The sequence below is a fragment of the Paracoccus aminovorans genome, assembly GCF_001546115.1.
Taxonomy (GTDB): Bacteria; Pseudomonadota; Alphaproteobacteria; order Rhodobacterales; family Rhodobacteraceae; genus Paracoccus; species Paracoccus aminovorans_B.
This window is the reverse complement of sequence record NZ_KQ955208.1, coordinates 2207779-2221608: the sequence shown is the minus strand read 5'-3', so window position 1 is coordinate 2221608 and position 13830 is coordinate 2207779. Positions and strand designations below refer to the sequence as shown.

Here is a 13830-nt window from a genome sequence, read left to right as displayed (position 1 = left end):
GCCGATCGTGAGACACCGTGTGCACGGCCAGTATCGCGACAGGAATGCCCGTTCGACTTGGCGGCGCGGCCCGCGGATAAGCGAGGCAGTAATATGGGGCGGGCGCTGTTTCTTTCACTTCGGCCACTTGGTAGCCGAGCATGTCAGCCGGCTGCCTTTGGGTCTTTACAGGCATCCGGAAGCGCGAGTCTTGTTCACGCTTCCGCCTGGCAAGGTAGCTAGCGATGTGCCGCCCTTTTTCTGGTCTGTCATGGCCTGGCTGGGCCTGCCTCCTGACCAGATAGGCTTTGTAACCGCCCCCTGCATCGCGACGCAACTGTATGTCTACCTGAGCTACTCCCCGATCCTTGGACAGTTTTCGGGGATATTTAAGCTACTGCCTGCGCTTGCTGATCGATTTCGATATTGTTGAAGTAAACCACGGCGGGTGGCCGTCCACCATGGGCGGTGTGGGGCCTCTGGTGGTTGTAGAAGGTGATCCATCGGCCAATGGCAGCCTTGGCCTGTGACCCCGTTTCCCAGGCATGCAGGTAGACGCATTCGTATTTCAGGGACCGCCACAGGCGCTCGATGAAGACATTGTCGATGCACCGCCCCTTGCCGTCCATCGAGATGCGGGTGCCGACGCGCTTTAGCCGATCTGTCCAGGCGAAGGACGTGAACTGGCTGCCCTGGTCAGTGTTCATGATCCCCGGCGCGCCGAAGCGGTGGATGGCCTCCTTCAGCGCCTCAACGCAGAAGTCGGCCTCCAGCGTGTTCGAGATGCGCCAGGCCAGAACCTTGCGTGTGAACCAGTCCATGATGGCCACCAGATACAGGAAGCCGCGCCGCATCGGCAGGTAGGTGATATCGGCGCACCAGACCTGGCCGGGACGATCCACCCGCAGCCCGCCCAGCAGGTAGGGCCAGGTCTTGTGGCCCTTCCTCGGCTTGCTGGTGTTGGGCTTCTGATAGATCGGCATCAGGCGCATAAGTCGCATGAGCCGCCGAATGCGCTTCTGGTTCACGCCATGGCCTTCGTTCTGCAGGTGCCAGGTCATCTGGCGAACCCCATAGAACGGCGTGTCGAGGAACTGCCGGTCGATCAGCCGCATCAGGCCGAGGTTCTGATCCGTCTCTCCAGCCGGCTCGTGGTAGAACGACGAGCGCGAGATCGACAGCAGGCGGCACTGCGCCCCGATGGACAGCGCCGGGTGGTTCCGTTCGATCATCCCACGCCTCACTTTCCGGTCCACGGCTTGAGCTTTCGTGACAAAAAATCGTTGGCGACAGCCAGCTCCCCGATCTTGGCATGCAGTGATCGGACCGTCTCTTCATCCACCTCCGTCGAGGGCTTCTTGCCGCCGCGCTCGAAGATATCCGCAGCTCCGTCGAGCAGCGCCTTCTTCCATTGATGGATCATCGTCGGATGCACGCCGTATTCGCCCGCCAGCTCTGACACAGTGCGCTCGCCCTTAACGGCCTCGAGCGCCACGCGCGCCTTGAAGCCCGCGTCATGGTTTCTGCGTTTCCGCATTCCTGATCTCCTCGTTCTTGGAGACCAGCAAACGTCAGATCGTAGCTTCCGTCACTGTCCGATTTCCGGGGAGCAGCTCAACCCGCAGGCCGAAACATTAGGTAACGAACCCGTAGAGCCATGGTATCTAGACCTTCTGGACGAGTTGCCGCGACTTAGCCGCCTGGAACAAGCCGAGAGCAAAGCACTTTATGTCCCGCGCTTGGATGAACTGGCGCGCGGCAACGGGGCGGCCGCAGGCGAGACGGCGCTGACTGCGGCGCTGCAACGCGCGGGCGTGACTATCCTTGATTGTCGGCATGAAAGCATTCGCCGGCAAATGGCGCTTTACGCTGGCGCGAAGCTGTTGATCTTCGCCGAGGGCTCGGCCATGCACGGACGGCAATTGCTGGGTCGGGTCGACCAAGAGATTCTAGTGCTGCGCCGCCGACCGCTCAGTACACTTGCCCAAATGCAACTGGCGCCACGCTGCCGCAAGCTGGAATATGCGCCAGTGATCCAGAGCTTCGCACGGCCTTTGCGCAACGACGGCACAGACATAGCGGAACGCGGCATCGCCTTTCACAACGCTGACAAGCTGCTAGCAATCTTCGCACGACATGGGATCGACTTGTCAACCCATTGGAGGCCCGAAGAATATCAAGCGGCTGTTCGCAAGGATGCTCATGCGTGGCGCGCAGCGGTTTTGAAGCAGCATGATATTGACCGGGGCAGAACCGAGGAGCACATTCGCGCTGTGTTCAGCGGGGCCGGAATAGCGAACATTTAGGATCAAACGGGTCAAAGATGACTTGTAGGACCGGCCTCTCTCTTCAGTCCCTCGCGCTGGCCCCTTCATCCTAGCTCCGCCAAAAGCAAAAGGCCCGCCCCGTCTCCGGAGCAGGCCCGTCTCGCCGCGATATCCCGCCGATCTCTCGGACCGGATCACGCGGCGATGACTCGACCGGGCGGGACCAGAGCCCCGCCCCGCAGCATCACTTGATGATCTTCGACACCACGCCGGCACCAACCGTGCGGCCGCCTTCGCGGATGGCGAAGCGCAGCTTCTCTTCCATCGCGATCGGCGCGATCAGCTCGACCTCGAACTTCAGGTTGTCGCCCGGCATCACCATCTCGGTGCCTTCCGGCAGCTTCACCGTCCCGGTCACGTCCGTGGTCCGGAAATAGAACTGCGGCCGGTAGTTGGCGAAGAACGGCGTGTGCCGGCCGCCCTCTTCCTTGGTCAGGATATAGGCCTCGGCCTCGAAGGTGGTGTGCGGCTTCACCGAACCCGGCTTGCACAGCACCTGGCCGCGCTCGACGCCGTCACGGTCGACGCCGCGCAAGAGCGCGCCGATGTTGTCGCCGGCTTCCCCGCGGTCCAAGAGCTTGCGGAACATCTCGACGCCGGTGCAGGTGGTCTTCTTGGTGTCGCGGATGCCGACGATCTCCAGTTCGTCGCCCACGTTCACCGCACCGCGCTCGACGCGGCCGGTCACCACGGTGCCGCGGCCCGAGATCGAGAACACGTCCTCGATCGGCATCAGGAACGGCTGGTCCACGGCGCGCTCCGGCGTCGGGATGTATTCGTCCACGGCGGCGATCAGCGCGCGGATCGAATCCTCGCCGATCTCCTTGTCGCGGCCTTCCAGCGCCGCCAGCGCCGAGCCCTTGATGATCGGGATGTCGTCGCCGGGGTAGTCATAGGACGACAGCAGCTCGCGCACTTCCATCTCGACCAGTTCCAGCAGTTCCGGATCGTCCACCTGGTCGACCTTGTTCAGGTAGACGACCATGTAGGGGATGCCGACCTGGCGGCCCAGCAGGATGTGCTCGCGCGTCTGCGGCATCGGGCCGTCGGCGGCGTTCACCACCAGGATGGCGCCGTCCATCTGCGCCGCGCCGGTGATCATGTTCTTCACGTAGTCGGCGTGGCCGGGGCAGTCCACATGCGCATAGTGGCGCGCGTCCGATTCGTATTCCACATGCGCGGTCGAGATCGTGATGCCGCGGGCACGCTCTTCCGGCGCGCCGTCGATCTGGTCGTAGGCCTTGAATTCGCCGAAGTATTTCGTGATCGCAGCCGTCAGCGTCGTCTTGCCGTGGTCAACGTGGCCGATCGTCCCGATGTTGACGTGCGGTTTCGTCCGTTCAAACTTTGCCTTTGCCATGAGCAGGGCTCCCTAGTCTTTGTGTTTCACGAGGAAAGGCGGGGCGCGAAGCCCCGCCATCCCGATCAGGCGTATTTCTTCTGGATCTCGTCCGAGATGTTCTGCGGCACGGCCTCGTAATGGTCGAACAGCATGGTGAACACCGCGCGGCCCGAGGACATCGAGCGCAGGTTGTTGATGTAGCCGAACATGTTGGCCAGCGGCACCATGGAGTCGATGACATTGGCGTTGCCGCGGGTATCCTGGCCGCGCACCATGCCGCGACGGCTGGTCAGGTCGCCGATGATCGAGCCGGTGTATTCCTCCGGCGTCACGACTTCGACCTTCATGATCGGTTCCAGCAGCTTGGCGCCGGCTTTCTTCAGACCTTCACGCATGGCGGCACGCGCGGCGATCTCGAAGGCCAGGACCGAGGAGTCGACGTCATGGAAGGCACCGTCGATCAGCGCCACCTTGAAGTCGATCACCGGGAAGCCGGCCAGCGGGCCCGAGTCCATGACGGACTTGATGCCTTTTTCGACGCCGGGGATGTATTCCTTCGGCACCGCACCGCCGACGATCTTCGATTCGAACGAGTAGCCCTCGCCCGGCTCGGTCGGGGTGATGACCAGCTTGACGCGCGCGAACTGGCCGGTACCGCCGGTCTGCTTCTTGTGCGTGTAGTCGATCTCGGCTTCGCGCGAGATGGTCTCGCGATAGGCCACCTGCGGCGCGCCGATGTTCGCCTCGACCTTGAACTCGCGCTTCATGCGGTCCACGAGGATGTCGAGGTGAAGTTCGCCCATGCCCTTCATGATGGTCTGGCCCGACTCGATGTCGGTCTCGACGCGGAAGGACGGGTCCTCGGCGGACAGGCGCTGCAGGGCCAGGCCCATCTTTTCCTGGTCGGCCTTCGACTTCGGCTCGACGGCGATCTCGATCACCGGCTCGGGGAAGGTCATGGTCTCCAGCACCACCGGCTTGTTCGGGTCGCACAGCGTGTCGCCCGTGGTGGTGTCCTTCAGACCGGCCAGCGCGATGATGTCGCCGGCGAAGGCCTCGTCGATCTCTTCGCGGTTGATGGCGTGCATCACCATCATCCGGCCGACGCGCTCGCGCTTGCCCTTGGTCGCGTTCAGCATCTGGTCGCCCTTCTTCAGCGCGCCCGAATAGATGCGCGTGAAGGTCAGCGAGCCGACGAAGGGGTCGTTCATGATCTTGAACGCCAGCGCCGAGAAGGGCTGCTCGTCCGAGGCGGAACGCTCGATGTTGCGGGTCTCGGTCTCGTCGCCCGGGGCGAAGCCCAGATAAGCGGGAACGTCGGTCGGCGCCGGCAGGAAGTCGACCACGGCGTTCAGCAGCGGCTGCACGCCCTTGTTCTTGAAGGCCGAGCCGGCCATCATCGGGAAGAACGACAGCGACAGCGTGCCCTTGCGGATCAGCGCCCGCAGGGTCGGCTCGTCCGGTTCGTTGCCTTCCAGATAGGCTTCCATGGCCGCGTCGTCCATGTCCACGGCAAGCTCGATCATCTTGCCGCGCCATTCCTCGGCCAGATCCTGAAGCTCGGCCCGGATCGGCTGACGGACCCAGCTTGCGCCCAGATCCTCGCCCTTCCAGACCCATTCTTCCATCTTGATCAGGTCGATGATGCCTTCCAGCGTGTCCTCGGCGCCGATCGGCAGGGCGATCGGGCACGGGGTGCCGCCGGTGCGGTCCTTGACCATGCGCACGCAGTTGAAATAGTCGGCGCCGATCTTGTCCATCTTGTTGACGAAGACGATGCGCGGAACCTTGTAGCGGTCAGCCTGACGCCACACGGTTTCGGTCTGCGGCTCGACGCCGGCGTTGCCGTCCAGCAGGCAGATCGCGCCGTCCAGAACCGCCAGCGAACGCTCGACCTCGATGGTGAAGTCGACGTGGCCGGGGGTGTCGATGATGTTGAAGCGGTTGCGCTGCGACTGGTCCTCGATGAAGTCGGTGTCTTCATGGCGCTGCCAGAAGGTCGTCGTCGCCGCCGAGGTGATGGTGATGCCGCGCTCGGCTTCCTGCTCCATCCAATCCATCGTCGAGGCGCCGTCATGCGTCTCGCCGATCTTGTGGTTCTTGCCGGTGTAGAACAGGATGCGTTCGGTCATCGTGGTCTTGCCCGCATCGATGTGGGCCATGATCCCGAAGTTCCGATACCGCTCCAGCGGGTATTCGCGTGCCATGATAGCCTTCCCTTACCAGCGGTAGTGGCTGAACGCCTTGTTGGCGTCGGCCATTTTATGCGTGTCTTCACGCTTCTTCACGGCCGTGCCGCGGCCGTTGACCGCATCGGCCAGCTCGCCGGCCAGACGCTCTTCCATGGTGTGTTCGTTGCGGTTCTTCGCAGCGGTGATCAGCCAGCGGATGGCCAGAGCCTCGCGGCGGGTCGGACGCACTTCGACCGGAACCTGGTAGGTGGCACCACCGACGCGACGCGAACGCACTTCGACCGAAGGCTTCACGTTGTCGAGGGCTTCGTGGAACACCTCGATGGGCTCGCGCTTCAGCTTGCCCTGAACGCGGTCAAGGGCGCTGTAGACGATGCGCTCGGCGACGGATTTCTTGCCGTCGATCATCAGGTTGTTCATGAATTTGGTCAGCACGCGATCGCCATATTTGGCGTCGGGCAGGACTTCGCGCTTCTCAGCGGCGTGACGACGAGACATATGCGGATCTCCTTACTTCGGACGCTTCGCGCCGTATTTCGAACGGCGTTGACGACGGTCTTTGACGCCCTGGGTATCCAGCACACCGCGCAGGATGTGGTAACGGACACCCGGAAGGTCTTTTACCCGGCCACCGCGGATCAGCACGACGCTGTGTTCCTGCAGGTTGTGCTTTTCGCCCGGGATATAGGAGATCACCTCGAAGCCATTCGTCAGCCGCACCTTGGCGACCTTCCGCATGGCGGAGTTCGGTTTCTTCGGCGTCGTGGTATAGACGCGCGTGCATACGCCCCGCTTCTGCGGGCAGGATTGAAGGTGCTGCGACTTCGAGCGCTGCACCTTGGGCTGCCGCGGTTTGCGGATCAGCTGTTGGATCGTCGGCATTCGGTTCCCCGTCTTGCTTTCGTCAATACTCGCAGCGATTGCTGCGCCACTTCTCGACAGCGAATCACGCGAATCGTGAAACGCCACGACCCATCCTGTCCCCGGGCTGGGGGCGGGACGGGTAATTTCCAGAGGATCGGGGCAGTTCCGGCCCGGATCGTGACCGATGAAGGTTCTGGCCACCCGGACGGTCTTTTGCCGGGTGTGCGGCGTATATGGGGAATTCCGGGACGAGTCAACAGCCGCCCCGTGCCGCGCCCCTGCCCCGGCGCCGGTCAGACGCCCCAGCGCGGCCGGTCGGCGCCGGGCAGGCCGAAATCGCGCGCGGCGCGGTCCAGCGTCGCAAGATCGATGCGGAAGCGGTCGGCCAGCAGCCCGGCCCAATCCTCGGTTTCGGCCTCCCAGGGATAGCCGGCGCCGATCGCGCCCGAGTCGTTGTCGTGGTTCAGGAAGCGCACGAACATCGCCTTGCCGGGCAGCATCACGCCGGGCATCGACAGGCCGATCTTCCAATGCGGGAAATGCATCACGCTGCGCTGCGCATCGGGCGGCAGATAGACGGTCAGCGCCGCCACGGCATTGTAGATCATCCGCGGCTCGACCGAGATGCCGTCCTGCGTCGCCTTCAGCACCAGCCCGCGCGAGTAGTCGCAGGACAGCCGCCGCCGGCGTTCCCAAAGCGGGCGCAGCGCGGTGAAATCCCGGCGCGCGTCGCGGATGTAGTCGACGGCCACGGCATCGTCGTCATCCTGGCGGAAATGCCCGACCACATCGGCGCCCGGGTCGATATGCGGGGCGACGGCGGCCAGGCAGGCCTCCAGGTGCTTCTCCATCGGCGGGATCAGCGCCAGCCGGGCCTGCGGCATGATCTCGACCAGTTCGCGCAGCCGCGACAGCCAGGGCTCGGGCAGGTCCGGGCCGGTCATCAGCACCAAGGTGAAATCCGGGTCGGTCTGGGCCAGCAGCCCGGGCAGCACCAGGTTCTCGAACCAGAACCAGCGCCGCGCCAGCCGTTCGGGGTCGTAGAGGAAGGCGCGCCGCTGCTCCAGCGTCTCATGCGCCACCTGGAATCCCCGGCCGCCGAGATAGGAAAACCGGCACAGGCCCAGCATCTGCACACGCATCACGACATTCCCTTCACTTTCCGCTCGCGCAGGATGGTATAGATCCCCGCCCCGACCACCAACGCCGAGCCGGCCCAGGTCCACAGGTCCGGCCAGTCGCCGAACACCACGAGTCCCAGCATGATGGCCCAGACCAGCGAGGTATAGCGGAAGGGCGCGACAACCGAAATCTCGCCCACCCGCATGCTGGCCACCGCGGTCAGGTAGCCGACGCTCAGGAATCCGGCCGACAGCAGCAGCAGCGCCAGTTCGCCCGCGGTCGGGGTGCGCCACGTCTCGCCGGTTGCCAGCACCGCGCCGGTCAGCATCACCGAGATCGCGGCGTAGAAAGCGATCGTGGACGACCCGGCATGGACCGAGAACAGCCGGGTGACGATGTCCCGCGCGACGATCAGCAGCATCGCCAGCACGACCAGCGCGGACCAGATGTCGAAGGCGCCGGTGCCCGGCCGCAGGATCAGCAAGACCCCGACCAGCCCGATGCCGATGGCCGATAGCCGCCGCCAGCCCAATCTTTCGTGAAAGAACACCGCCGCCGCCAGCGTCACTGCCAGGGGCAGCGCCTGCATAATGGCCGAAAGGTTCGCCAATGCCATGTGCTGCAAGGCCACAAGGTAAAGCACGGTCGAGCTCAGGTCGGCCAGCGTCCGCACCGCCAGCGGCAGCAGGTCGCCGCGCGGCACCCGCAGGCGCAGCCCGCCCTGCGCCCGCGCGATGACCAGCATGATCGCCACCACGATGCCGCCGCGCAATGTCATCGATTCATACAGCGGCAGGGTCTGGGTGACCGCCTTCATCACCGCATCGTTGCAGGTGAAAGCCGCCATGCTGAGCATCATGATCCCGATGGCGCGCAGGTTGTCGGCCTGCCCCTGCGCGGGATCCGGGACGGGCGGCCGGGCGGCGGCCGGCGCGCTGGCAGGGGGCAGGTCGGGGGTCAGCATGGCTCCGGGCGGTGCGGCTTGGCGATGAGGCGGGGGCTACCAGAGCGACAGCAGCGACCAGCCGAGGCTCAGCTTCAACTGGTCCACCAACTCGACGATCGGAATGAAGCTCAGGAAGACCAGCGCGTCGAACAGGTTGCGGCGCAGCGTCGCCGTGTCGAACCGGGCGGTCCGCCCGGTGCGGAACAGCCGCGGATCGGGCAGGAAGAACGGCGTGCGCGCCGCATAGGCATCGTATTCCGCGCCGAAGTGCTGCGACAGGAAGCCGGCTTCGCGCCGCGCGGTGATCCACAGGATCAGCCCGACCATGCCGCCGATCAGCAGCGCCAGGCTGACCGCGCCGAACATCAGCCCCATCCCCGTCGCCGCCACGGTCGAGAAGAAATACAGCGGATTGCGGGTCATCGAATAGGGGCCGTCCTGCATCACCCGCCGGTTCTTGGCGCCGCCGACATAGAGGATCGACCAGAACCGGCCCAGCACCCCCACCAGCAACAGCAGGATGCCAAGGGATTCGATGGCCTCGTGCCCGAAACCCTGCAGGCCCAGGACCGGGTTGATCGCCAGGATGGCCGGCAGCAGGGCCAGGCCCGACAGGCGCAGGACATTGATGCGGATCTTCTGATTGACTGCCGCGCGCATCAAGCCACCCTCGCACACCGCCCGGTTACCTGCCCCATCGTTATCCGCTCGCCGCGCCTTGCGCAATCGCGACCTGCGGATGGCGGGCGGCAAGCAAAAGGCCCGGCGCGAGGCCGGGCCTTTCGGTTCGTCGTCAGCGGGCGATCACTCGCCGGCCTGCTCCACCGAGGTTTCCTCCGGCGCGATCAGCGCGGCGGTGGCTTCGGCCTCGGCGCGGCGGGCCTCGATCACCTCGTTGTCGCGCTCGCTGGCGATGCGCTTGACGCGGGCGGTGGCGCCGCCGGTCCCGGCCGGGATCAGCCGGCCGACGATGACGTTCTCCTTGAGGCCGACCAGCTTGTCGCGCTTGCCCTGCACGGCGGCTTCGGTCAGCACCCGCGTGGTTTCCTGGAACGAGGCGGCCGAGATGAAGCTGCGGGTCTGCAGCGACGCCTTGGTGATGCCCAGCAGCACCGGCTCGCCCACGGCCGGACGGCCGCCCTTGGCTTCGATCTTTGCGTTCTCTTCCTCGAATTCCTCGCGGTCGATGTGCTCGCCCTTCAGCAGCGTGGTGTCGCCCGAATCCAGGATCTCGATCTTCTGCAGCATCTGGCGAACGATCACCTCGATGTGCTTGTCGTTGATCTTCACGCCCTGCAGTCGATAGACGTCCTGCACCTCGTCGATGAGATAGTCGGCCAAGGCCTCGATCCCCATGATGCGCAGGATGTCATGCGGCGCCGGGTTGCCGTCCATGATGTAGTCACCCTTCTGCACGAAGTCGCCTTCCTGCACCGGGATGTGCTTGCCTTTCGGCACCATGTATTCGACCGGAGCCAGCGTGTCGTCGGCGGGCTCGATGGCGATGCGGCGCTTGTTCTTGTAGTCCTTGCCGAAGCGCACATAGCCATCCAGCTCGGCGATGATCGCGTGATCCTTGGGGCGACGGGCCTCGAACAGTTCCGCCACGCGGGGCAGACCCCCGGTGATGTCCTTGGTCTTGGCGCCTTCGCGCGGGATCCGCGCCACCACGTCGCCGGCCTTGATCTCCTGGCCGTCCTCGACCGACAGAATCGCGTCGACCGACATCGGATAGGTGACCGGGTTGCCCTGTTCGTTCCGCACCGGCTCGCCATCGGCATCGACGATGATGATCTCGGGCTTCAGCTCGTTGCCTTTCGGGGCCGAGCGCCAGTCCGTGACGATCTTCTGCGTCATGCCGGTCGCGTCGTCGGTCTCGTCGCGGACCGAGATCCCCGACAGCAGGTCGACATATTTCGCGACACCGGCCTTCTCAGCGATGATCGGCAGGGTATAGGGGTCCCATTCGAACATCTTCTGGCCGCGGGCCACGGCATCGCCGTCGCGCACGAACAGTTTGCTGCCGTAGAACAGCTTGTGGCTGGCCAGGGTCTCGCCGGTGGCCGACTTGATGTGCAGCTGCATGTTGCGGCTCATCACGATCAGCTCGCCATTGGCGTTTTCCAGCGTGCTTTCGTTCTCGAACGCAATCGTGCCTTCCTGCGCCGCGGCGACGAAGGACTGCTGGCCACCCTGGGCGATGCCGCCGATGTGGAAGGTCCGCATCGTCAGCTGCGTGCCCGGCTCGCCAATCGACTGCGCCGCGATGATGCCCACGGCCTCGCCGATGTTGACCAGCGTGCCGCGCGCCAGGTCGCGACCATAGCAGAGCGCGCAGATGCCGTCGTCCGACTCGCAGGTCAGGGCCGAGCGGATGCGGACCGACTGCACGCCGGCCTGCTCGATCTCGTCCGCCTTGCGCTCGTCGATCAGCTCGTTCTTGCGAACGATCACGACATCCTCGCCCGGCACCAGCACGTCATCGGCCGCGACACGGCCCAGAACGCGCTCGCTCAGCGGGCTGACCACCTCGCCGTCGTTGACCGCCGCCGAGGCGGTGATCGCGCGATCGGTGCCGCAGTCATGCTCGCGGATGATGCAGTCCTGCGCCACGTCGACCAGACGACGGGTCAGATAGCCCGAGTTCGCCGTCTTCAACGCGGTGTCCGACAGACCCTTCCGGGCGCCGTGGGTCGAGTTGAAGTATTCAAGAACGGTCAGGCCTTCCTTGAAGTTCGAGATGATCGGCGTCTCGATGATCTCGCCGTTCGGCTTGGCCATCAGCCCGCGCATCCCGCCCAGCTGCTTCATCTGGCTGACCGAGCCCCGGGCGCCCGAATGCGCCATCATATAGACCGAGTTCGGCTCAAGCTCCGCGCCCTTCTCGTCCTTCTTGGTGGCCGAGATGGTCTTCATCATCGCGTCGGTGACCTTGTCGTTGCACTTCGACCAGGCGTCCACGACCTTGTTGTACTTCTCGCCCTGGGTGATCAGACCGTCGAGATATTGCTGCTCGAAGGACTTCACCTGGTCTTGGGTTTCCTCGACCAGTTCCCATTTCGTCGGCGGCACCACCATGTCGTCCTTGCCGAACGAGATGCCGGCGCGGAAGGCCTCGCGGAAGCCCAGGCCCATGATCTGGTCGCAGAAGATCACCGACTCTTTCTGGCCGCAGTAGCGATAGACGGTGTCGATGACGTTCTGGATGTCCTTCTTGCGCAGCAGGCGGTTCACCAGCTCGAAGGGCGCCTTGGCGTTCTTCGGCAAGAGCGAGCCCAGGCGCAGACGGCCCGGCGTGGTCTCGAAGCGCTTGATGACCTCGTTGCCGTTCTCGTCGATCTGCGGCAGGCGGGCGGTGATGCGGGCGTGCAGATGCACGGAACCCGAGGCCAGAGCATGCTCGACCTCTTCCAGGTTCGCGAAGACCATGCCTTCGCCCTTCATGCCCTCGCGTTCCATGGTCGTGTAATACAGGCCCAGAACCATGTCCTGCGACGGAACGATGATCGGCGCGCCGTTGGCGGGCGACAGCACGTTGTTCGTGGACATCATCAGCACGCGCGCTTCCAGCTGCGCCTCAAGCGACAGCGGGACGTGCACGGCCATCTGGTCGCCGTCGAAGTCGGCGTTGAAGGCCGAACAGACCAGCGGGTGCAGCTGGATCGCCTTGCCCTCGATCAGGATCGGCTCGAAGGCCTGGATGCCCAGGCGGTGCAGCGTCGGCGCGCGGTTCAGCAGCACCGGATGCTCGCGGATCACCTCATCCAGGATGTCCCAGACCTCGGGGCGTTCCTTCTCGACCAGCTTCTTGGCCTGCTTGACGGTGGACGACAGTCCCTTCGCCTCGAGCCGCGAATAGATGAACGGCTTGAACAGCTCGAGCGCCATCTTCTTCGGCAGCCCGCACTGGTGCAGCTTCAGCTCCGGCCCGGTCACGATCACCGAACGGCCCGAGAAGTCGACCCGTTTCCCCAGAAGGTTCTGGCGGAAGCGGCCCTGCTTGCCCTTCAGCATGTCCGACAGCGATTTCAGCGGACGCTTGTTGTTGCCGGTGATGACGCGGCCGCGGCGGCCGTTGTCGAACAGCGCATCGACCGACTCTTGCAGCATCCGCTTTTCGTTGCGGACGATGATGTCGGGCGCGCGCAGTTCGATCAGCCGCTTCAGGCGGTTGTTGCGGTTGATGACCCGGCGATACAGGTCGTTCAGGTCCGAGGTCGCGAAGCGGCCGCCGTCCAGCGGTACCAGCGGGCGCAGTTCCGGCGGGATGACCGGAATGACGGTCAGCACCATCCACTCGGGCCGGTTGCCCGACTCGAGGAACGATTCGACGATCTTCAGCCGCTTGATGATCTTCTTGGGCTTCAGCTCGCCGGTCGCCTCTTTCAGCTCCTCGCGGAGTTGCTCGGCGGTGGCGGCCAGGTCGATGTTGGCTAGCATCTCGCGGATCGCCTCGGCGCCGATATTGGCGGTGAAGGCGTCGGCGCCATACTGGTCCTGCGCGTCCAGGAACTCTTCCTCGGTCAGCAGCTGGCCATAGGACAGGTCCGTCAGACCCGGCTCGATCACGACGTAGTTCTCGAAATACAGGATGCGCTCAAGATCGCGCAGCGTCATGTCCAGCATCAGGCCGATGCGCGAGGGCAGCGACTTCAGGAACCAGATATGCGCGACCGGCGCGGCCAGCTCGATATGGCCCATGCGCTCGCGCCGGACCTTTTGCAGCGTGACTTCCACGCCGCATTTCTCGCAGACCAAGCCGCGATATTTCATGCGCTTGTATTTGCCGCACAGGCATTCGTAATCCTTGATCGGGCCAAAGATACGCGCGCAGAACAACCCGTCACGCTCGGGCTTGAACGTGCGGTAGTTGATGGTCTCGGGCTTCTTCACCTCGCCATAGGACCAGGCGAGGATTTCCTCGGGCGAGGCCAGCGAGATCTTGATTTCGTCGAACTGCCGCGGCGCAGCCAGCGGGTTCAGGGGATTGGTGGCAAGTTCCTGGTTCATTTTCAAATCCTAATGAGGGGCGCGGTGGAGGAGATGAGGGGTCGCCCC

General features: G+C 64.4%; 10 protein-coding genes. 1 reads left to right on the top strand and 9 read right to left on the bottom strand.

Annotated elements, in window-relative coordinates:
* Window positions 1-368: 368 nt before the first annotated feature.
* Window positions 369-1516, bottom strand: a protein-coding gene (locus ASV56_RS11325) for an IS3 family transposase (protein WP_437435906.1) whose coding sequence is annotated in 2 segments (ribosomal slippage) — window positions 369-1261 and window positions 1261-1516 — 1149 coding nt in all. Because the reading frame shifts where the segments join, the coding sequence is not laid out codon by codon here.
* Here ASV56_RS11325 and ASV56_RS22720 point away from each other — a divergent pair.
* On the top strand, window positions 1443-2285 hold the full coding sequence (locus tag ASV56_RS22720) for a glycosyltransferase 61 family protein (RefSeq protein WP_082724791.1): 843 nt from the start codon (window positions 1443-1445) through the stop codon (window positions 2283-2285). The two genes, ASV56_RS11325 and ASV56_RS22720, sit on opposite strands and share 74 nt — an antisense overlap.
* 205 nt (window positions 2286-2490) lie before the next feature.
* On the opposite strand, the gene tuf is transcribed toward ASV56_RS22720, so the two are convergent.
* The 8 genes from tuf to rpoC form a co-directional block, all read right to left on the bottom strand.
* A complete protein-coding gene (gene tuf, locus ASV56_RS11310; RefSeq protein ID WP_062562058.1) occupies window positions 2491-3666 on the bottom strand; it encodes an elongation factor Tu in 1176 nt (391 codons plus the stop codon).
* Between the two features lie 65 nt (window positions 3667-3731).
* Complete coding sequence (gene fusA / locus ASV56_RS11305) at window positions 3732-5855, bottom strand: elongation factor G (protein WP_062562057.1); 2124 nt, start codon at window positions 5853-5855, stop codon at window positions 3732-3734.
* 12 nt (window positions 5856-5867) lie between these two features.
* Window positions 5868-6338: a 30S ribosomal protein S7 gene (gene rpsG, locus ASV56_RS11300; RefSeq protein ID WP_017999551.1), complete on the bottom strand. Its 471-nt coding sequence runs from the start codon at window positions 6336-6338 to the stop codon at window positions 5868-5870.
* A gap of 12 nt (window positions 6339-6350) precedes the next feature.
* Complete coding sequence (gene rpsL / locus ASV56_RS11295) at window positions 6351-6722, bottom strand: 30S ribosomal protein S12 (protein ID WP_010399029.1); 372 nt, start codon at window positions 6720-6722, stop codon at window positions 6351-6353.
* Window positions 6723-6997: 275 nt separating this feature from the next.
* Window positions 6998-7846: a putative rhamnosyl transferase gene (locus ASV56_RS11290; RefSeq protein WP_062562056.1), complete on the bottom strand. Its 849-nt coding sequence runs from the start codon at window positions 7844-7846 to the stop codon at window positions 6998-7000.
* Complete coding sequence (locus tag ASV56_RS11285) at window positions 7846-8790, bottom strand: DMT family transporter (protein ID WP_062562055.1); 945 nt, start codon at window positions 8788-8790, stop codon at window positions 7846-7848. Before ASV56_RS11285 ends, ASV56_RS11290 begins: the two co-directional genes overlap by 1 nt.
* Before the next feature lie 36 nt (window positions 8791-8826).
* Complete coding sequence (locus ASV56_RS11280; protein WP_062562054.1) at window positions 8827-9432, bottom strand: methyltransferase family protein; 606 nt, start codon at window positions 9430-9432, stop codon at window positions 8827-8829.
* 144 nt (window positions 9433-9576) lie between these two features.
* A complete protein-coding gene (gene rpoC, locus ASV56_RS11275; protein WP_062562053.1) occupies window positions 9577-13782 on the bottom strand; it encodes a DNA-directed RNA polymerase subunit beta' in 4206 nt (1401 codons plus the stop codon).
* Window positions 13783-13830 lie beyond the last annotated feature (48 nt).